The organism is Chryseobacterium sp. JK1 (genome assembly GCF_050632815.1).
In the GTDB taxonomy this organism is placed as follows: domain Bacteria; phylum Bacteroidota; class Bacteroidia; order Flavobacteriales; family Weeksellaceae; genus Chryseobacterium.
Window position 1 is genome coordinate 733,887 of sequence record NZ_JBODRU010000001.1, and the last position, 21,741, is coordinate 755,627.

Below are 21,741 nucleotides of genomic sequence, written 5' to 3' on the forward strand. Positions count from 1 at the left end.
TTCTGTACTGGTTACAAAAGAATTGCAGATTTTCAATGACTTACAGTGTTATAATTTTCTGGCATCTGCATTGTGTAATCTATTGTAATAAAATGAGTTATCTTTAATATGGATACGAAAATAGTAAAAAAGAAATCGAAATTAAAATTTGTTTTAGGCGGATTGGCGATATTGGCAATAATATCGTTGTCCGGTGTGTACTTTATCAATGAGAAAAAAACATATAATGTTTCCGCTGCAGATATTCAGATGGATGAGGTTACCCAGGGGAAATTTGAAGATATGGTTATGGTAACAGCACAGACCCAATCTCTTAATTCCTCACTGGTAAATGTACTGGAAGGAGGAGCGGTGAAGGAAATTTTTGCAGAAGACGGTCAGATGCTCACTAAAGGACAGCCTATTGCGAGAGTATATAATCCTAATACCGAGTTTACTTATATGAATCAGGAAACAGGAATTATGCAGCAGATCAGCCAGATGAGAAGTACCCTTCTTGAACTGAAAAACCAGGAACTGGCTCAGGATAAAGAATTGCTGCAGGCTCAAAATGATTATAATACAGCGTTGCAGAATTTTAATCTTCAGAAACGGCTTTATGATGCTGAAATCGGGAAAAAAACAGATTATGATATCAGTACGCAAAATCTCACCTATCAGAAGCAGAGGAAATCTATTGTAGAGAAAGGATTTTCTACAGAAAAAAACTCCAGGAATGCTCAGATGGCGTCTATAAACAGTTCAATCGGGCAGATGGATAAAAGCCTTCAGATCTTACGGTCCAATAAAAATAATTTCCTGATTGTGGCACCGGCTTCCGGAAGACTTTCGTCCTTCAGTATCTCAGTAGGAGAAAACCTTACCAATGGACAAAGTATAGGGAAGATTGATTTGATGGACGGCTACAAAATGGTTGCCAAAATAGATGAGTATTATATCAATAAGCTTCAGAACGGAATTAAAGGAATTCTAGATAATGATGGGAAACTTTACGATGTACTGATTACCAAAATCCTGCCGGAGGTAAAAGACGGACAGTTTTTAGCAGAACTTAATTTTAAAGATAAAAAACCTGAAAACCTGAAAATAGGAATGACTTTCGGGCTAAAGCTAAAACTTTCGGCAGATACCCGGAGTATGATGATCCCAAAAGGTAACTTCTTTAAAGATACTAATGGAAAATGGGTATTTGTAGTCAAAGGAGATAAAGCAGAAAAAAGAACAATCAGTATCGGCAGAGAAAATCCAATGTATTATGAAGTAATATCAGGACTGAAAGAAGGAGAGACCGTTATCACATCAGATTATTCAGACTTAAAAAAATATGAAATCCTTGAGATTAAAAAGTAAAAAGATGAATATTTTTAACCTCTTGTAATCAACAGCCATAAAAAGGCTTTCAATAATATCAATAACCATAACATTAAACATATACTACAATGATCAATATACATAATCTTTCAAAAATTTATAAGGCAGAAGATGTACAGACCAATGCTTTAAATGAAGTAAATCTCCGTATTAAGGAAGGCGAGTTTCTTGCGATAATGGGACCTTCAGGCTGTGGAAAATCTACATTTTTAAATATTCTTGGACTTCTCGACGCTGCTTCAGTAGGTTCCTATCAATTTGAAGGAGTTGAAATGATCGGGCTGAGTGAAAGAAAAAAATCAGACGTCCGTAAAAAGAATATCGGTTTCATCTTCCAGAATTTTAACCTGATCGATGAGCTGACCGTGTATGAGAACATTGAACTTCCATTGATCTACAACGGCTTTTCATCTTCCGATAGAAAAAGAAAAGTAGAGGAGATTCTGGAGAAAATAAATATTGCCCACCGTGCAAAACATTATCCACAACAGCTTTCGGGAGGGCAGCAGCAGAGAGCCGCAGTAGCAAGAGCATTGGTAACCAAACCCAGGCTGATTCTTGCGGATGAACCAACAGGAAATCTGGACAGTTCCAACGGAAATGAAGTGATGAACCTTCTGGCAGAGCTCCACAGAGAAGGATCTACCATTGTGATGGTAACGCACTCATCCTATGATGCAGGTTTTGCTTCAAGGATTATTAATATGAAAGATGGTGAAATCTTTAGTGAAGAACACGCTTCTCAGAGAAAAGATGTCTTTGCAAAAGCAGATGCAGGAGTATTTGAATAATCCAGATGCACTTCATCACCTATCATTAACTATAACACTACTATTATGCTTACCAACTGGATCAAAATTGCCCTGATCAATTATAAAAAAAACTGGCTGTCCACATTCATCAATCTATTTGGACTTACTATAGGATTAACCGGGTTTATGCTCATTCTTATGCATTGGAATGATGAGGAATCCTTTGAAAGATGGAATCCTAAAAAGGAAAATATCTACTATTTCCAGACGTATCACAAGAAAGAAAATTCTTATGGAAATAATATTTCTATTCCAATGGCAAGGCGTGCTAAAGACGTTATTCCGGGAGTTCAGGATTACGTTTTGTTTAATGGTTCCGGAATAGGATTGAAGATGACAACAAAAGATAAAACGGTCTATCAGCAGGATGGAATGACCTCTACAGAAAGTTTTTTCGACTTTTTCCCATTTAAACTGATTGCCGGAAGTTATAAAAATGCACTGAAAGGAGGGAATGTCATTGCGCTTTCTACCACTGCTGCCAAAAATCTGTTTGGGAGAACAAATGTAGCAGGAGAAAGTATCAAGTTTGATAACCACAATTATATTGTTACAGCAGTGTATGAACTGCCTAAGGGAAATACTCAGGTAAAACCGGAATTTATCATCAGTCCTGTTGAACAGATTAAAAATGATGAAAAGAACTGGGGGAATTTTAACTACGCCTGTCTTTTTATGTTAAAAAAAGGAACAGACCCTCTTATGGTACAGCAAAGATTCAGAAAAGATGTTTTAGAATACCGCGCCAGCCTGGAGAGTGATTCTGCCGGATTAACCATTCAGCAATATCTTGATTTGTATGGTCCTACCGATAGTTTACTGACGCCATGGGATGAGGTAAAGCTCCATGCAAAAGCATCATGGTTTGGGTTTCCAGATTTCAAAACACTGATGATTCTGTTTACGCTTTCCGTTCTTATTGTGGTTTTATCAGCGATTAATTTTATTAATCTTAAAACGGCGCAGGCTTCTCAGAGAGCAAAAGAAATTGGCGTCAGAAAAGCAATCGGAAGTACCAAATCCAGTCTTGTGCTGCAGTTTTTGCTGGAAACATTTGTGATTTGTATTGCTTCATATTTGCTTTCACTGGCATTAACAGAGCTTCTTTTACCAAGCTTCAATAAGTTTTATGGTAAAGAAATGAAGATGGATGATTGGCATATTTTCTTTTACTCTTTCCTGATGGTCATTATGGTCACTTTGATTTCAGGGCTGATTCCGGCCATGTATCTTTCTAACTTTAAGGCGATAGAAACCCTTAAAGGTAACTTCGCAAGAAGTAAACATGGGGTTTGGCTGAGAAACGGAATTCTGACACTGCAATTAGTCATTTCTTCATTCTTTATTATCTGCGGATTAATTGTTAACAAACAGGTGGAATATATGATGAACAAGGACCTGGGCTATAGTGGTAAACAGATCATGATGATCAGCTTCAATGAAAATAATGCAAAACCGTGGCTGAAGTATGAGAGACTTAAAACCGAGATGAGAAAAATACCCGGAGTTACTGATATTTCTTATGGAGAAGTAGTTCCCGGAAGTGGCAGATCCAGCAGTTCTAATGTCGACTTTATGGATAAGAGTATACAGGGACAGCATGGTTCTATGGACTATGATTACCTGAAATTCATCAATGTAAAACTTAAAAAAGGGCGCTGGCTGAACCCTAATCTTTCATCAGATACGATCAATAATGTTTTGGTGAATGAGGCTTTTGTAAGAAAGTTTGGATGGAAAGATGAGGATGCTTTAAAAAATGAAATTAAACCGGGATTTGATAACAAAAATTATAAAATTGTGGGTATTGTAAAAGATTTCAATATCCGGAATCTGAAAACGGAAATAGAACCTATTGTATTTTTTCATTACAGAGAAACACAGTGGAAGAGGTACAATGTATATAATATTCAGCTTAAAATAGATCAAAATGATATTGCCGGAACTGTAAAAAGATTAAAAACATATTGGCAAAATAAAGTAGAACCGGGCTATCCTTTTGATTATTATTTCCTTGATCAGAAATTTGCCAAAACTTTTGAAGTATATCAGAAGCAACAGACATTATTTGCTATTTTGAATGCCATGGTATTGATGGTGGCTTTACTGGGACTTTTCGCACTATCGTCATTAATGATTGAACAGAAACTGAAAGATGTTGCCATCAGAAAAACATTGGGTGCTTCAGACTATACTCTGATTTTCGGACTGACGCGTCAATTCCTCTGGATTGCTGTGATAGCTGTTTTGATCAGTATTCCCATCTGTTATTATCTGATGAATGAATGGCTTAAAGATTTTGCTTACAGAATTAATATGCCGGTGTGGCCGTTTGTAATCAGTTTCTTAGTGTTGTTGGGACTTACTTTCGCAGTAGTAAGTATCAAAGCTTATAAAGCCACAAAAGTGAACCTTGTAAAATACCTGAAATATGAGTAACTGAGTGTATTGCTCACCTTATTTTTAATTTATTCAAACCAGAAAGTACTCATGAAGAATTTCATTTTCCTATTTTTTGTTGGCCTTTATCCGGCTCAGCAAACATGGAACCTGCAGGAATGTCTCAACTACGCAATGACGCATCATCCTTTGGTGAAACAGGCTACGGTGAATGTTGCGAAAAATGACCAATTGATAACCGGATCAAAAGGAATGTTGTTGCCTTCCATAGACGCGGGAGTGAAGCATACCTATAGTTTTGGCTCTTCCATTAACCAGTTGAGTAACCAGAGAGAAGCGCTCAATACCCAATATGATCAGTTTACGGCTCAGGCAGACTGGAGCCTTTTCAACTGGACAAATATTCTCAATATATCTCTGTCTAAGCTGAATAAAGAAACCAGTACCTATAAACTGAAACTGGCTCAGAATAAGGTGAAACTGAATGTGATTCAAATGTTTTTTGCCTATCAAAACAGCAAAAGTTGGCTCGAAGTTCTGGAAACTCAAATCACAGGAATGCAGGATCAGATCAAGCGCACGGAAAAAGAAGTAGAAATTGGAAACAGGCCCAAAAGTGATGTGTACGATATCAAAGCCAATTTTGGAACCTTACAGGAACAGTGGGTGTCTGCCAAAAATCAGCGGGACCAGGCGAAAATCAATCTGCTTAATGCATTGGCTTTCACTCAGGATTCAGTGGATTTTGTAATGACTGATGAGAACCTTTCCTTTGAAGAAGAATTTCACGATCCGGACTTTACCAGAAAACTGCTCGAAAAAAATCCGGCTTATCAATCCGCTATTGCAGAAATTAAAGCACAGGAAAAGAGAGAAGATATTGCCAAATCTGCTTATCTGCCAACTTTGAACGGAAGCTACAGTTGGTCTACTTTTTATAATAAAGTGTTGGGAAAAGATGAGGGCTTCAATACCCGTTTCTCTGATCAGTTTTCTCAGAATAAAAATCAGACGGTATTTTTTGGACTTAATATTCCAATTTTTAATAAGTTACAGGTAAAAACCAATGTAGAAATAGCAAAACTCAATATTATTAACTCCAATTATGATAAAGAATTGGTGATTAATGATCTTACGCAGAATATCAACTCCATTAAGGCACAGTTTTTAAATGCTCAGGAAAAATACAATCTTTTGAATACCAATTTTGAAAACCAAAAGCTGTCATTCCAAAAATCTGAAGAAAAATATAAAGAAGGGCTGATGGACGCTTATACATTTTTTGTAGTCCGCAACGGTTGGCTTCAGGCCAATTATAACCTGATCAGCAGCAAAAATGACGTTGTTCAGCAGACCGAACTTTTAAAGGTTTTGGAATCAGGATATTAATTAAAAAACATTCATACATTTCCAGAAAGCGGTCTTCATTCTTTTGAAGGCTGCTTTTATTTTAATGTACTCATATATCAATACAGCAAATTAAAATTTAATAAAAAAGGATATTCCAAAACGCTGGAATATCCTTTTTTAAATTTATGGAGTTGTCAGTTGCTGAATTACAAAGCTGTCTTTATTGACGGTATGGGCTGAAAAATATCCTAAAGCTCCATTGCTGATATTGCTTGGTGGGTTGGTTGGGGTTACGCCGCCACCGTTGCCACCGGAAATTTGAAGAAGGGCACTGTAATACGTAAATATATTGGTACTGATGCACTGCATTTCTACATGAATCGTATCTCCTACCACTACTTCATGGTCTCTTCCTTTGTTATCATCATTCGGAAGGATCAAAGGCTGCTGATTAGGCAATCCGTTGTTGACATTGTCCGACATAACTGTCATGTATTTCTTCGTAAGATTGTTGATGGTAAAAGTGAAAAGATATCGGTTGCCTAGCGGAGCAGGATCTGTAAAAAGCGGTAAAAGGGTATAAGTATTTTTATCCCCAAATTTGAATGAACTCTGCTGTAATCCTGTAAGAAGCACAGGTTCAGGCATTGTACTTTGGGCGGTGTATTCCTTTCCTTCAACCTGTACTTTCAGCGTGTAGGTTCTGCCGGGATCACCATAAAAAGTCGTAGTTTGGTACATTCCGTTTCCTACATAATGAAGGGCTTCCGTCTGTCCTGTATTATCACTTAAAATAACCTGGGCCCCGGTAACTGCCGGATATTGATTCGGTTCCGAAAAACCAACGGATTTTGTAATTTTCACAGTGTAAGGACCTACCTTATCGGTTACATTTCCTTCAATGACGATATTTCCGCTTTGGTCGTTAAGATCAAGGTCGATTTCTTTTTCACAAGAAGTTAATGCAAATAGGGATAATATGATAAAAAATGATTTTTTCATGATTTAGAATTTGAAGTTATAAGTGATGTTAGGTACCCAACGGAATAAAGAAACCTGTGTAGCGCGGGTAGTTCCCTGGCGGTCAGGATTATCCTCAAAGTTGATGATATAAGCGTTCTCACGGCCATACAGGTTATAAATACCGAAAGTCCAGGAACCACGGAAACGTTTGTTGGTGCTTGGCTCATAAGTGGCACTTACATCCATTCTGTGATAAGCGGGCATTCGGTCTGCATTTCTGTTACTGTATTGGAATACGGTCTGACCATTCAGCTCATACTTTCCAGTAGGGAAGGTAACGGCATTTCCTGTACTGTAAACAAACAGTCCGGAGAAAGTCCATTTTGGATTCAGCTGATACGTTGCTACAATAGAGAGATCATGGGTTTTATCCATTCTCGCATTATACCATTCGTTGTTGTTGATTCCGTTAATTTTTCTTTCTGTTTTAGATAACGTATAAGAAATCCATCCTGTAAGCTTTCCGCTTTTCTTTTTTGCAATAAGTTCCAAACCGTAAGCTCTTCCTTTCCCGAAAAGCAGTTCACTTTCTACATCAGCGCCGGCATCAAATCCAATCTGGGCTCCATTTTTGAAATCGATCTGATTCTGCATAGATTTATAATATACTTCAGCATTCAACTCATAATTATTATTGTTGAAGTTTCTGCTGTATCCTAAGCTGATCTGATCTGCAATTTCAGGTTTTACCGTGTAGCTGCTTCCAATCCACTGGTCGGTAGGATTTCCACTGTTACTATTACTTAAAAGGTGAAGGTTCTGTGTATTGCGGGAATAACCTCCTTTCACACTGCTTACTTCATTGATTCGGTAGTTGGCTGAAACTCTCGGTTCAATATTCACATATGTTTTCCCGAATTTTCCTTTTTCTAAAAACTCACTGTCTGTAAGAACTCCCTCGTTATACATGTTGAAAGTATCTCCACCCAATACGCTGAACATCGAAAGCCTAGCTCCATAATTAATGGTCAACTTTTCTGTAGCCTTAAAATCGTCATTGATGTACAATGCATTCTCCCAAGAATATCTGGGATTTCTTGGATAACTGCTCACACTCGTTCCGGAAGCACTGCTTGGGATAATGGTGTGATAGATAGACTGGAGACCAAAACGTACAGAATGCTTATTTCCGGCAAACCAGGTGAAATCCTGCTTCAGGTTCCAGTCTTTTATTTTTGAATTAAGATCGAACACATTATCATCATTTTTCAGGCTGATCTTATAATCATAATCACTGTAAATGAATGAAGTGTTGGAAAATAATTTACTGCTGATGATGCTGTTCCATCTCAATGTAGCGGTTGTATTTCCCCAATCTGTATTGAAGGTATCACCAAGGCCCAATACATCCCTTCCAAAATATCCTGAAAGGTAAATACGGTTGTTTTCATTGATCTGATAATTCGCTTTCAGGTTAAGATCATAGAAATAAAGCTTGTTGTCTTTATAATCTTTGGTAGTTTTAAGGAAAAGGTCAGCATACGTTCTTCTTCCTGAAACAATGAATGATGATTTTTCCTTTTGAATAGGACCTTCTACGCTTAGTCGGCTGCTGATCAGACCAACACCTCCATTCACGTTATAATCTTTGTTATTTCCGTCTTTCATTTTCACATCCAGTACAGACGAAAGTCGGCCACCATATTGGGCCGGGCTGTTTCCTTTAATAATGCTTGCATCTTTCAAGGCATCACTGTTGAATGTACTGAAAAAACCAAGAAGGTGGGAGGCATTGTATACAGGAGCTTCGTCCAATAAAATCAGGTTTTGGTCTGTCGCACCTCCTCTTACACTGAATCCACTACTTCCTTCACCGCTACTTTTGATGCCGGGTAACAGTTGGATGGTTTTCATGACGTCTTTTTCTCCGAACAGAACCGGAAGTTTTTCTATACTTTTAATGCTTAAGGTCTCTGTTCCCATTTGAGCGGAAGTGAGATTTTTATCCTTTTTAATCCCTGTAATAACCACTTCATCAATCGCTTTTGAAATTTCCTCCTGAGGAAGTAGCGGAAGATCCAGTTTGATGTTTTGATCTACTTGTATCTGCTGTTCAAAATCTTTATATCCTGGATTGGAAATAATGATGGTGTAATTGCCTTCTGGTAGCGAAAGAGAGTAAAATCCATATTCATTGGCAACAACATTGATGGCAGGGTTTTCACTTACTTTTACGGTGACTCCAATCAGTAATTCACCGTTTTTTTTGTCTTTCACGGTTCCGCTTACAGAATAGGTTTGTTGGGCAATGGCCAGGGTACTGAAACAGAGAGCAGCGGTGGCTGCTGTAATTTTAAAAAAGGATGTTTGCATTAGTTTATTTTAAAGTAGTAGAGCTTTTCTATAAGAATAGTTGTTTTTATGTGACGCAATATTAGTTGAATAAATGAGGGATTAGTTACACCTAAAGCTTTAATTATGAAAGAAATCCATCAAAAATAGAAGCTATTATACTGTTTTTCCAATGTATGTGAAATAATAATAAAACATAATTGTTGCGGAAAAAATAATATTATGCTTGGGATATTATTTAATTCATCTGTATGTCTTTATTATGGGGATTAAATAAATTATTTTAATTACTAGGAAGAATTTTATTTCAAATACACAGAAAAAACAGAGGTTTTTAATCATGAAATTGAATAATAGACGGCTGAAGGAAGATCAATTGTGAACAAAAAGAGTTGAAAATTGTAGTGATTTTGTGATTTTTCATGGTTATTTTTTTAAGGCAAAACCGCAAATTTAGAGGTAAATAAGCAGTCATACACCAGTTTCTTCTTCTGATTTTTGATTATTATTAGAACTCAGAAGCGTCTGAAATATTGTACAGAAAATTATTTTAAATACAACCCGTTATACTTTCACCCGCTAAAAAATTACAATCATCTGCTTCCCACTTTGCTCGGCAATATATTGTATTTCTTTTTGAAAGCTGCGGAAAAGTGCCTTGGATTCTTATATCCGATCATATCTGAAATTTCACTGATATTCATATCGCTGTCTAGGAGCATTTTTTTTGCAAGTTCCATTTTAGTATCATTCCAGAAACCAAAAACGGTGGTACCGAAAAGCTCTTTAAAGCCTTTCTTTAAAGTAAATTCGTTCGTGCCTACCTGATGAGCCAGGTCATTGAGAGAACAGTTGGCATCCAGATTATTGGCGATATAATCTCTTACGGCATAGATTTTTTCTTCATCTTTTTTGGGCAGCGTGGAGGTTGCAGAATCATTTTGAAGAATTTGCTCCATCTGTAAAAGGAGAAGTTCACTTACTTTAGCTTCAAGGTAGATTCTTTTGAAAATGCCTTTTCTGTCACAGTTCATAAGATCATTCAGAATCTGATACATTTCCAGGCTGATGCGGCTGTGATGAGGATTAATGAGCGATGACCGCTGTTTTTCAATAGCATTTCTGAATGTTTCAAAGAGGCCCGAATAATCCGGCAGGAATTTTTTGAAGAAAGAAGGAGCCAGATTAATTTCCAGTATATGAAGATCCGGACCATAAAAATCCATCTTTCCCTGCATTTGATGAGCATAGATAATATTGTGCTGATAGCTGTCAAACTGTACTGTTTTTCCAAAATTTTCAGAATTGGCGGCGCTTTTTCCTTTTAAGGCAAAATGCATTTCCACTGTATCAAAATCACTTTCAAAATACAGCTGAATTTTATGATCCAATGCAATATTCCCAAAACTGATATGTACGTTTTCGAAACATATTTCATGGTAAAACCCATTACCATAAGGAGGTTCCAGCTGTATAATACACTCCTGGATATCTCCGTCTTTTACGTAATAGGTATCAGGATAATTTCGCTCCATGAGCATTTTTCCGATACTTTCGTCATATAAGCGTAATGTCATTGTCTTTCCTTTGGTTAGATTTTCCTTTTTGCGGACTTTTTATTCCGTTCTGCATACCCAAACTCTTGGCTGTACACTCTACTTTTGCACAAAGGTAATGATTATTTAGAATCATTCTTAATAACTAAGTCTGTTTTTCATGAAAGAATCTAAGAAAAGAAAGAACGGTATCGCAAGGTTGCTGGAAATAGCAGGAAGAAGAAAGATATTGTTGTTTCTGTCCGGTTTGCTAGCCGTTATTCATGCATTTTTGAGTTTGGTTCCTTATATACTTGTATTTTATATTATCCGTGAACTGACCAAGGAAAATGTAGATTTTAGGCTGGCTCGTGAATATATCATCTATGCAGTTGTTGCAGCTGTAGTCAGTATGTCGGTATTCTTTCTGTCCGGAATTTTATCACATATCGCAGCGTATAATGTTTTGTTTGAATTAAGAAGATTCATTGTCGATAAAGTAGGAAAACTTCCTATGGGATATCTCAACAACAGAAACTCAGGAGCACTGAAAAAAATTCTGTCTGATGATGTTGAGAGAATAGAAAACTTCATTGCTCACCAGATTCCGGATTTTGTAAAAGGTGTGGCTTTGCCTGTGGTTACTATTATTTTTCTCTTTTCACAGGATTGGAGACTGGCGGCCATCAGCTTTGTTCCTTTAATCATTTTGGGAGTTTGGATTCCGATTATGTTTGGAGGCAAAAAATCAAAAGCCCTAATGAAAAACTATCATCAGTCGTTAGAAGATATGAATTCCGGAATTGTAGAATATGTACGGGCTATGCCAGTGATGAAGATCTTCGGTCAGTCTGCAGAAACCTTTGACAAATATGGAAATACGGTGAAACAGTTTAACGGCTTTGTTAATGATTGGGTAAAATCCAGCACTCCGGCATTTGCTGTATTTATGAGCTTTATCAGTAATGCAATGCTTCCTGTACTGGCTCTTGGGTTGTATTTATACTTTAAAAATGGAGTTACACTGTCAACCCTATTGCTTTTCCTGATCTTGGGAACCGGATATATTAAACCACTTTTTGTACTCAGTAATATGGGAATACAAATCTCGGTAATCAACCGTGGAGTAGAGCAGATAGATAACCTTTTGTATCACGAAAACTTAAAAGAAAACCATGAAAATCATCAGGCCAAAGATCTAAGTATTGTCTTTGAAGAAGTGAGCTTTGCCTATGATGAGAATAATCTTGTATTGGAAAATGTAGATTTTATGATTAAAGAGAAATCCATTACAGCACTGGTAGGTCCTTCAGGAGCAGGTAAAAGTACAGTAGGACAGCTTTTAGCCCGCTTCTGGGATACCAGTAAAGGGAATATAAAAATTGGAGGGATTAACATTAAAGATTATCCCCAGCAACAGCTGATGAAGATGGTTTCCTTTGTATTTCAGGACAGTTTTATGTTTCAGCAGACCATGTTTGAAAATATAAAAATGGGAATGGATAAAACCTATGAAGAAGTAATAGAAGCGGCTAAAGCGGCACAAATTCATGATTTGATCTTATCTCTTCCTTATGGCTACGAAACCCTATTTGGACAGTCGGGAGTCCATTTGAGTGGTGGAGAGCAGCAAAGATTTCAGCTGGCCAGAGCAATCCTTAAAAATGCTCCAATCCTTATTCTGGACGAAGCTACGGCTTTTGCAGATCCCGAAAACGAATACAAAATCCAGCAGGCTTTCAGTCGTTTGATTAAAGATAAAACTGTATTGATAATCGCCCATAGGCTTAGCACCATTACCGATGCAGATGCCATTCTGGTTTTTGACAAAGGAAAGCTTATTTCGGAAGGAAAGCATGAAGATCTTCTCGAAGAAAGCAAAATATATCAGAGAATGTGGAACGCCCACATCAGAGCGAAAGAATTTGTAATGTAAAAGAAAAAATACCCTTAATAAAAGTACTATGAGAAATTTTAAAGCAATACAGGCAGAATTTACAGTAAGCAGAAAAGAATACATCACACCACATTATATAAGGATTTTCTTAACGGGAGAACAGGTTCCATTAATAGAGAATACCACGATAGGGGTGAACAATAAAATACTTATTCCACCAAAAGGAGTGAATCAGATTCATTTTCCTGAATTTGATTATGATACAATGCAGTGGAAACCTCAGCCTAAAGAAACCCGTCCCAGCATAAGAACTTATACCCATCGGGGAATTGATCTCGAAAGGAATGAAATATGGATCGATTTTGTAGCTCATGGAGATGAAGGTCCAGCTTCAGCGTGGGCTATTGAGTCCAAACCCGGCGATTTGTTGGGGGTATTGATGAAAGATGGAAAAACAGAACTCTATGGCAAAGCCGGTCATTATTTTTTGGCTGCAGATGCCACAGGAATTCCGGTTTTGGCTGCAATTCTTGAAGATCTTCCCACAGAAGCTAAGGGAATATGTATTATTGAGGTTTATGGCAAAGAGGATGAGCAGAATCTGCAAACCAATGCTGATATTCAGTTTATATGGATTCATAATGAGCACCCTCAGCAGGGCAGTAAACTGGCAGAAGTAGTAAAAGAGCAGGTACTGCCTGAAGGTTCTCGCTCTGGTTATGTAGCTGCAGAATTTTCCTCTGTTAAAGAAATCCGTAGATATCTCAGAAAAGAAAAACAATGGAAACAGGAAGAACTTTATGCCTATTCCTATTGGAAATCCGGAGTGGCCGAAGATAAATCGGCAACAGAAAGACACGAAGAAAATGCAAGTGCTAATGTTTAATATTGAGTTGTTTATCTACAGAAAAATTTATGAATTATTCAAATAAAATAAACTGGGCTTTTGCTGCAGCAATTGTTGTATCCATTTGCTGGCTTATCGGGGATATTTTTGTGGCAGGATTTGACCCCAACCCCGCTGAATACCCGTTGTTTTCAAAAACCTATGCAGAGCAGGTCAATATTGAATTTGCTACATTAATGTTAGAAGGTTCAACGGCCCGACTGATGTTTGGTGCGTTAATTGGCGCTCTTACAGGTCCATTGCTTATTCCGGCAAGCTGGCTGGTATATCAGTTTTTTAAAGATAATCAGAAATGGTATGCTATATTGGTGTACTGGGTTCTTTTGGCTGGTGCAGTTCTGTCTCCGCTAGGTCATGCGGGATTCTTTTATGTTGGGGAAATTTATAAAGCAGTTTATCATACAGATCCCGCTTCCCATCCTTATCTTTTAGAAACAGGAAGAGGATTTATGAAAATGCTGAATATTGCCTGGGGAGCAGCCATTGGAGTTTTGGCAGTCGGTTGGATTTCTTTCGCCGTGTGTATTCTTTTAAACAAAACACTTCTTCCAAGATGGATGGCTTTGCTGACTCCATTTGTGTTGACATTGCTTATTATTCCTGTTAAAAGCATGCTGCCATTACCTTATTCAGGATGGGTTGGCGGTGCGATATTCAATATTGCGTATTTGGTATTTTTCAGCTCACTGCTGTTCCTGTTCAGAAGAAAATTATTGGCAGAACATAGAACTTCTAAAAAAGTTTGATCATGATAAAAAATTTAAAATATGTCACTTCTTTTAACCCGAAAGACACCCGAAAAGTAGCTTTCACGGAAGTGATACACAGTATGTTTATCGCGGCTCCTTCAGGAATTTTGCTGGTGGTTGTGTGGGAGCTTTTCTCAAAACAGCCGGATCTGACAAGAGTTTGGACGGTAGTGGCCTTGATGGCTGTGATGCTGCTTATTCAATTTTTTGTGGCATCCCGTTCTATGGTGCAATCGAATATTTTGGTTTATGATCTTTCCACAAAACTGCGCATTAAACTGGGGAATCATATTCAGAAGTTTTCTTTGGGGTTCTTTAAGCAGAGAGATCCGGGAGAGATTGCATCCATTGTTTTGCAGGATGTTGCCAATTTTGAAGGGATATTCGGACACAGTATCGGAAATCTTGCTTCAGCAGCATTTGGAACAGCTTTATTATCTGTATTTCTGTTCGTGTATGACTGGAGGCTGGCTCTTTGCCTATTGTTGGCGTTACCATTAATCTATCCCTTTTTAAGGATTGCGAATTATTTTGTAAGCAGTTTAGGGAAAAAACAAATTGCGGCCAGAAATACAGTTGGAGCAAAATTTTTAGAATATGTACAGGGAATCCGTCATTTGAAATCTTATGGATTAACTGGGCAGAGACATAAAGGTCTTGAAGATTCTTTTGATGATCTTCGTCGTAAAAGCATTCAGATGGAAGCCATTCCAGGGCCGTTTATTGTAACAGCAGGAATTGTATTTGAGATTGGTTTTATAAGTATGGTCGCGCTTGGATTGTATTTTCTTCTCCATCAGTCCATCACAGTTCCGGTGCTCATAACTTTTCTCATCATGGGGTATAACCTCTATAATCCGTTGAAAGTTGTGATGGTAGACTATCTGGTTCTTCGATATATGAACGAAAGTCTGAGCCGCATCATCGGAGTGTTAGAAGAACCTACCATGGAAACCGAAAAAAATGAAATTCCTCAGAATTACGAGATATGTTTCCGTAATGTAAGCTTTGGATATCAGGATAAAATGACTCTGCAGAATATCAATTTTACCGTTCCTGAAAACTCCATGCTTGCTTTGGTAGGACATTCAGGTTCAGGGAAAACAACTATTGCTTCTTTAATTGCCAGATTTTGGGATGTGAATGAAGGAAGTATCACCATTGGAGGTATAGATATCAGAAATATCAATCAGGATGTTTTTTATAAGCAGATCAGCGAAGTATTTCAGGAGGTTTATCTTTTTGATGATACGATCTATAATAATGTTAAAATAGGAAACCCCGAAGCTGAAGATCATGAAATAGAAAAGGTTTTGGAAAAAGCGCAATGTCTTGAATTTATCAACGATTTACCGGAAGGTATTCATACCAAAGTAGGAGAGGGAGGAAGCAAGCTGTCCGGAGGTCAAAAACAAAGAATAAGCATTGCGAGAGCTTTACTGAAAGATGCTCCCATTGTATTACTGGACGAAGCTACAGCCAGTCTGGATCCTGAAAATGAAATCTATATTCAACGCGCTATACAGGAATTAGTAAGATCCAAAACCGTTGTGGTTATTGCTCATAAGCTATCTACCATCCAAAACGCCAATCAGATTCTGGTTTTGAATGAAGGTGAAATTTCAGAAAAAGGAAATCATACAGAACTTTTAGAAAAAAACGGAATATACCGCAAGATGTGGGATATCCAAAAACAGTCAAACGGATGGAAGGTAAAGTACACAAATGAAATTCTTGATGTATGCTAAAGATGGAGATGTGTTTTTTTTCTCGGTAAGATAAAACACCATGCAGAGGCGGCCTTTAAATCCTAGGATTTAAAGGCTTTTTTTATAAAGAAGCCTCTTCAATAATATGCCTGATCCGAATATAAGCCCTATATTGCTATAAAGAATTACCAGAAAAAAGAATATGGAAAAACTGAAAGTATGGTTGATGAAAAACTGGTCTACAGCAATTTTAGCCCTTCTCTTCATTATATTACTCGTAAATCCGGATGCCAAAGCATGGCTGATGAGGCAGATTGCTTCTACCGGAATCCTCAACTCAAGGATATCGGATGCAAAAAAAGAAACCAGTAAAGACGCTTCTGTATCATATGCAGGATTTACATTGAGAAAAGAAGACGGAACCATTATTGATGCTGCTTCTTTACAAAATAAAGTGGTTTTTATCAACTTCTGGGCATCATGGTGTCCTCCCTGTAGAGCAGAATTTCCTTCTGTTCAGAAACTCTATGAAAAATATAAAACAAACCCGGATATGGTATTTCTTACCGTTAATATGGATGATAATACCCAACTTGGTAAAAGTTACTTAAAGGAAAAAGAGTTTACAGTCCCATTTATCATTCCGGCAGGTCCTATTCCCAATGCTCTCTATGAGGGTTCATTGCCTACTACCGTTGTTCTTGACAAAAAAGGAGAAATTCGTCTTCACCATACAGGAATAGCAGATTACAGTAAAAATTCTTTCTATGAACAGATTGATGAATTATTGAAATAAAGGTCTGATGAGGAAAAATTTTTTTACGATCAATGATTAAACTTGACCACAAAAGTCACAAAAGATTTTTAAATACTTAAGCTATAAATTTTGTAAAAACGAAATATCACTTTTTTCGTACCTTTAGTATACCAAATAACAATCACTACAATCCTATGAATATTCAACTTTTTTCAAAAAATGCTTTAGTGGGAGCAGCCACACAGGGTATTGGGGCAGGAATAGCTTTAGAACTGGCAAAATGTGGAGCCAATGTTACAGTGATGGCCCGCAATGAATCCAAATTGAAAGATATCGTTTCGTCATTACCCATAATCAATACAGAACAGAAACATCAATATCTGGTAGCCGATTTTTCAGATTTTGAAAACTATAGAAAAATTATTACAGAATATTTCCAAAGGAACGCTGTAGATATTTTGGTCAATAATACCAACGGACCGGAACCTGGTCTGGCACTCGACAAAAGTGTTGATGATTACCAGAAAGCATTTGATTTGTTATTTAAAACAGTTTGTGAAACCACATTGCTCGCCTTACCCAATATGATCAAACAGGGCACAGGTCGTATTATCAACGTTTCCTCCCTCTCAGTAAAGGAACCGATCGGAAATTTGGCACTTTCCAACTCGATCCGCTCCGCAGTAATTGCCTGGGCAAAGACTCTTTCCAATGAAATTGCGCAGCATAATATTACTGTGAATAATGTTTTAACAGGGTATTTTGATACCGAAAGAATTCAAAACCTTATCCGCCATGAATCCCAACAAACCGGAGCTTCGCAGGAAGAAATAAAAAAAGCCAGAGAAAATAAAATTCCGATGAAAAGATTAGGAAAAACAGAGGAATATGGCCATCTCGTCGCTTTTTTGGCTTCAGATTATGCATCTTATCTTACCGGAACAAGTATTCCTTTGGATGGAGGACTCAATAATACTTACTAAGAAGATATCATTCAACAAAACGATTAAAAAGATCACTGTATGCAGAAGCTAAAATTTTCATATAGAGTTGAATTGCCCTAATTATAATAAATAAGTGTAAATTATCTTTTTTGCATAAATGTAAGCTTTCAGGTGAATCATCTGAAGGTTTTTTAATTTAAATACACGAAATATTCAATTTTCATGTAATAAAACATTTCTTTCAATTGTCTTATAAAGTATTGGAAAATATTATATGAAAAATTGGTCTTTTAAAAAACGGAACACCGCATTGGGATGGTTCCTTTTCGCTATTGCACTTATTACTTATCTTTCAACCATAGAGCATTCTCTGAGTTTTTGGGACTGCGGGGAATATATATCCTCAGCAGTAAAACTCGAAGTGACACACGCTCCCGGAGCTGCTTTGTTTCAGATTATGGGTGCAGTGGCAAGCATTTTTGCATTAGGGAATGCTGAGAATTATTCTATCGTCATCAATGCGATGTCTGCGCTGTTCAGTGCATTTACTATTTTGTTTCTATTCTGGACCATTACTCATTTTTTAAGACGTCTTGTAAAGAAAGATTTCAATGACTTAATAAAACATCAGGAATTTTCTATCCTTTTTGCAGGAGTCATCGGGGCTTTGTGCTTTACATTTTCAGATACATTTTGGTTTTCAGCTGTAGAGGGAGAAGTATATTCTATGGCTTCCATGTTTATTGCATTATTGATGTGGCTGGTTACCAAATGGGAGAATGAGTATAAAGCAGCAGACAGTGAGAGATGGATTATTCTTATCTTCTTTATCATAGGACTTTCTGTGGGAGTACATATGATGTGTATGCTTGCTATTCCGGCAATATGTCTGATGTATTATGCCCGAAATTATACATTTTCATGGAAATCCTTTATCTATGCGAACCTCATCACACTGGCAATTCTTTCATTTGTTTTTAAAATCATTTTCCCTCTTATTATGACTTTGTTTGGGAAGCTGGAGATTTTCTTTGTTAATGGATTAGGATTTCCATTTCATTCCGGAACCATTGCTGCATTTATTCTCATGACCGTAATCAGCTATCTTTTAATTCAATATACCAGAAAAACAAAAAGAAAATTATACCAGACCGCTGTTTTATCCCTTGTTTATATGATTATCGGGTTTTCCTGCTGGCTGGTGATTCCGATAAGAGCCAATGCTAATCCTCCCATGAATCTCAACGATCCGGATACCGCCATCGGGATGAAAGATTACTACAATAGAGAACAATATGGAGACTGGCCAACTATTTACGGACAGAATTACACCGCTTTTCTTGATAAAAATGGAATCGAAAAAAATGAAGACGGCAGTTATAAAAGACAGATAACAGGAGATATTTACGAAAAAGACGAAAAAACGGGAACTTATAGAAAAACAGGAGAACGTTTCAATTACGTTTTTAATAAATCTCATATAAGCTTCATGCCAAGAATGTTCAGCAGTGATGATGATGTAATGGCTAATTATATTGCCTTGTATGGTGCTCCCGACTTTACATTTAATGATGATAATGAAGATGTGGCAGACAATCCTCAAGCCAAACAAATCTTCGAAGAACTGAAAGCCAAATACGAAAATGATTCTATTACAGCCTCAGATTATCTTAAGGTAAAACCTTATGACCTGATCAAAGTTCAGCGTCCTTCATTGGCCCAGAATATGGATTATTTTATCTCCTTCCAGAACGGATATTACTTTGTAAGATACCTGATGTGGAACTTTGTCGGAAGACAGAATGATCTTCAGGGGCATCTGGAAAATACCCAAGGAAACTGGATTTCAGGATTCTCTTTTATAGACAATGCTTTATTGGGAAATCAGGATCATATGCCTGCCAAATTTAAAAATGAAAGTACCGTCAAATTCTTCTTTTTACCTCTTATTTTAGGACTTATCGGTTTCTTTTTTCAGTTGAACAGAGATTTTGGAAGATTCTATGCTCTTCTTTCACTTTTCATCATTACCAGTATGGGAATTGTTTTTTATACAGGAGTGAAACCGTTTGAAGTAAGAGAAAGAGATTATGCAATGGTAGGATCATTCTATGCCTTTGCCGTTTGGATCGGTTTGGGAGCCGGGGCTGTTCTCTGGTTCCTTCAGTCTAAAATAAAATCCAACATAGTGAACGTTGTTTTTGGATTGATATTATTAGGAATCCCTTTTATGATGGGCTTTCAGAATTATACTTCCCATGACAGAAGTAAGAAAACAGCGGCCCGTGACTATGCTTATTCATTTCTCAAGCCTTTGCCCAAAGATGACATTATCTTTATATACGGTGATAATGATACGTTTCCGGTTTGGGCAATTCAGGAAACGGAAAGGTTCAGGGATGACGTGAAAACAGTAAATTTTACTCTTTTAGCGACTCCTTGGAATATTGATCAGGTAAAAAGAAGAACCTACAACGCAAAAGGAATTCCTGGAGAATTAACCCATGATGAATACCGTGATGGAGTAAATGACCAGGTTTATCTGATGAAAAAAGAAGACTGGGAGGGTTTATTTGGAATGCTTAAAGAACAGGGAGCTCCGGAAACCGAGTTTCAGGAATTTAGAAAATATTTGACAGAGGATTCGATGACGATGAAAGAAGCCATTCAATTCCTGAAAGTAAAATCTCCGGCAAAAGATGAACTTTTGAAGATGTATTTCGGTGAAAAGGAATATGAAAAATACAACATCATCCCGGTACACAAATTTATCCTTCCAGTGAATAAGCAAAATGCTGTACAGTCGGGAATTATTAATCCAAACGACCTTCCGAATGCTGTAGATCAGATAACAATTAAATATGAAGCCAATACCTTATACAAAAGCAATCTGATGATGCTTGATATGCTGGCTAACTTTGACTGGAAACGTCCTATTAATTTTTCTTCAGGAGGAATGTATGATAGCGAAAATATATTCTATCTTGATGATTATTTACAGTTTGATGGTTTTAGCTACAGATTGGTTCCTATTTATACTCCTCAACTTCAGGATGGAGATAAAGGAAGGGTAGATGCCAACTCGCTGTACCAGGTAGTGAAAAATTTCAGATGGGGGAACTTCAAAGATCTTAGTATTTATTATGACGAAACTGCTACTTCTAATATTTTGGGTTACCGAATGTCTGTAAGCAGAGCCGTTTCAGCATTGATCCTGAGTGGTCAGAAAGCAAAAGCCCTGGAACTTCTGGATCTTGCGGCCAGAGAAATTCCTGTAGAAAAATATAATGATCCCCGTTCACTAAGCTCAATAGTTACAGGATATATTGTTGCCGGACAGGAACAGAAAGGTTTAAAACTGGCAGAAACCCTTAAAAAAGGAATTTTTGAAGAGTATGATTACTACCGTAGCCTTTCCCCTAAATTTCAGGCTGCATCCAGAAAACAGATGCGTTCCAAACCTATGGAATATGCACTTGTAGTTTCCGCAGTTACAGAAGCTTATAAAACAATAGGCCAGAATGAAAAAGCCCGTGCTTACGTATTACAATCAGTGGAACCAATTGATAAAAAATTCAACACTTTTATAAAAGGCCTTCAACAGATGAATAAAGAAAAAGCGATGAAAGAATCTGAAAAAGTTCAGCAGATTGCTCCGTTTTATCAATATTTATTCAACGTAATGGAACCTTTCGATTCTACCTATTCAACAAAAAAAGAGAGTCAGATTACTTCAACACTGATGAAAGCAACACAATAAAGAATACATAAGTGATGAGAAAAAGATGTAATTTCAAATCAATTGCAACCTGAGTTTAGAATAAAAATATCTTCTCATAAACAAATACGAAGCGGAAAATTTTTGTTAGATCTAACAAAAATTTTCCGCTTCTCTTTTTCCTTTCAGTTAGTAATTACTATGCTTACCAACAGTAGCCATCACACACTTCAATATATACGCAATCATCTGCGAAAATCTGTGTCATCTGTGGTGA

The 21,741-nt window shown here is 37.1% G+C and carries 14 protein-coding genes; 11 read left to right on the forward strand and 3 right to left on the reverse strand.

Annotation, left to right across the window (positions count from 1 at the left end; genetic code table 11):
• Positions 1–108 precede the first annotated feature (108 nt).
• The 4 genes from ACQ76T_RS03225 to ACQ76T_RS03240 all read left to right on the forward strand — a co-directional run bounded on the left by ACQ76T_RS03225 (position 109) and on the right by ACQ76T_RS03240 (position 5,972).
• Positions 109–1,350, forward strand: a complete 1,242-nt coding sequence (locus ACQ76T_RS03225; protein WP_431341907.1) for an efflux RND transporter periplasmic adaptor subunit — start codon at positions 109–111, stop codon at positions 1,348–1,350.
• A gap of 89 nt (positions 1,351–1,439) precedes the next feature.
• Positions 1,440–2,162: an ABC transporter ATP-binding protein gene (locus ACQ76T_RS03230; protein WP_431341908.1), complete on the forward strand. Its 723-nt coding sequence runs from the start codon at positions 1,440–1,442 to the stop codon at positions 2,160–2,162.
• Between the two features lie 45 nt (positions 2,163–2,207).
• Positions 2,208–4,622 carry an ABC transporter permease gene (locus tag ACQ76T_RS03235; protein WP_431341909.1) on the forward strand — a complete coding sequence of 805 codons (2,415 nt, stop codon included), beginning with the start codon at positions 2,208–2,210 and terminating at the stop codon, positions 4,620–4,622.
• A gap of 51 nt (positions 4,623–4,673) precedes the next feature.
• Entirely contained in the window at positions 4,674–5,972 is a 1,299-nt protein-coding gene (locus tag ACQ76T_RS03240) for a TolC family protein (protein ID WP_431341910.1), read from the forward strand.
• 144 nt (positions 5,973–6,116) lie between these two features.
• On the opposite strand, the gene ACQ76T_RS03245 is transcribed toward ACQ76T_RS03240, so the two are convergent.
• From ACQ76T_RS03245 to ACQ76T_RS03255, 3 genes are all read right to left on the reverse strand, one after another.
• On the reverse strand, positions 6,117–6,935 hold the full coding sequence (locus tag ACQ76T_RS03245) for a DUF4249 domain-containing protein (RefSeq protein WP_431341911.1): 819 nt from the start codon (positions 6,933–6,935) through the stop codon (positions 6,117–6,119).
• Positions 6,936–6,938: 3 nt separating this feature from the next.
• Positions 6,939–9,269: a TonB-dependent receptor gene (locus ACQ76T_RS03250; RefSeq protein WP_431341912.1), complete on the reverse strand. Its 2,331-nt coding sequence runs from the start codon at positions 9,267–9,269 to the stop codon at positions 6,939–6,941.
• 572 nt (positions 9,270–9,841) lie between these two features.
• Positions 9,842–10,825 (reverse strand): helix-turn-helix transcriptional regulator, encoded by a 984-nt coding sequence (locus ACQ76T_RS03255; protein ID WP_431341913.1) that lies wholly within the window; start codon positions 10,823–10,825, stop codon positions 9,842–9,844.
• A 139-nt stretch (positions 10,826–10,964) separates the two neighbouring features.
• Here ACQ76T_RS03255 and ACQ76T_RS03260 point away from each other — a divergent pair, with 139 nt between their 5' ends.
• The 7 genes from ACQ76T_RS03260 to ACQ76T_RS03290 all read left to right on the forward strand — a co-directional run bounded on the left by ACQ76T_RS03260 (position 10,965) and on the right by ACQ76T_RS03290 (position 21,506).
• Positions 10,965–12,719: an ABC transporter ATP-binding protein gene (locus ACQ76T_RS03260; RefSeq protein WP_431341914.1), complete on the forward strand. Its 1,755-nt coding sequence runs from the start codon at positions 10,965–10,967 to the stop codon at positions 12,717–12,719.
• A gap of 28 nt (positions 12,720–12,747) precedes the next feature.
• On the forward strand, positions 12,748–13,566 hold the full coding sequence (locus ACQ76T_RS03265) for a siderophore-interacting protein (protein ID WP_431341915.1): 819 nt from the start codon (positions 12,748–12,750) through the stop codon (positions 13,564–13,566).
• 29 nt (positions 13,567–13,595) lie between these two features.
• Positions 13,596–14,333: a DUF6796 family protein gene (locus tag ACQ76T_RS03270; protein ID WP_431341916.1), complete on the forward strand. Its 738-nt coding sequence runs from the start codon at positions 13,596–13,598 to the stop codon at positions 14,331–14,333.
• Between the two features lie 2 nt (positions 14,334–14,335).
• Positions 14,336–16,084 (forward strand): ABC transporter ATP-binding protein, encoded by a 1,749-nt coding sequence (locus ACQ76T_RS03275; RefSeq protein WP_431341917.1) that lies wholly within the window; start codon positions 14,336–14,338, stop codon positions 16,082–16,084.
• A 163-nt stretch (positions 16,085–16,247) separates the two neighbouring features.
• Positions 16,248–16,841 (forward strand): TlpA family protein disulfide reductase, encoded by a 594-nt coding sequence (locus ACQ76T_RS03280; protein ID WP_431341918.1) that lies wholly within the window; start codon positions 16,248–16,250, stop codon positions 16,839–16,841.
• Positions 16,842–16,996: 155 nt separating this feature from the next.
• The gene (locus tag ACQ76T_RS03285) at positions 16,997–17,785 is read left to right on the forward strand and encodes an SDR family oxidoreductase (RefSeq protein ID WP_431341919.1); all 789 of its coding nucleotides are present in this window, start codon (positions 16,997–16,999) and stop codon (positions 17,783–17,785) included.
• A 235-nt stretch (positions 17,786–18,020) separates the two neighbouring features.
• The gene (locus tag ACQ76T_RS03290) at positions 18,021–21,506 is read left to right on the forward strand and encodes a glycosyltransferase family 117 protein (RefSeq protein WP_431341920.1); all 3,486 of its coding nucleotides are present in this window, start codon (positions 18,021–18,023) and stop codon (positions 21,504–21,506) included.
• Positions 21,507–21,741: the final 235 nt, after the last annotated feature.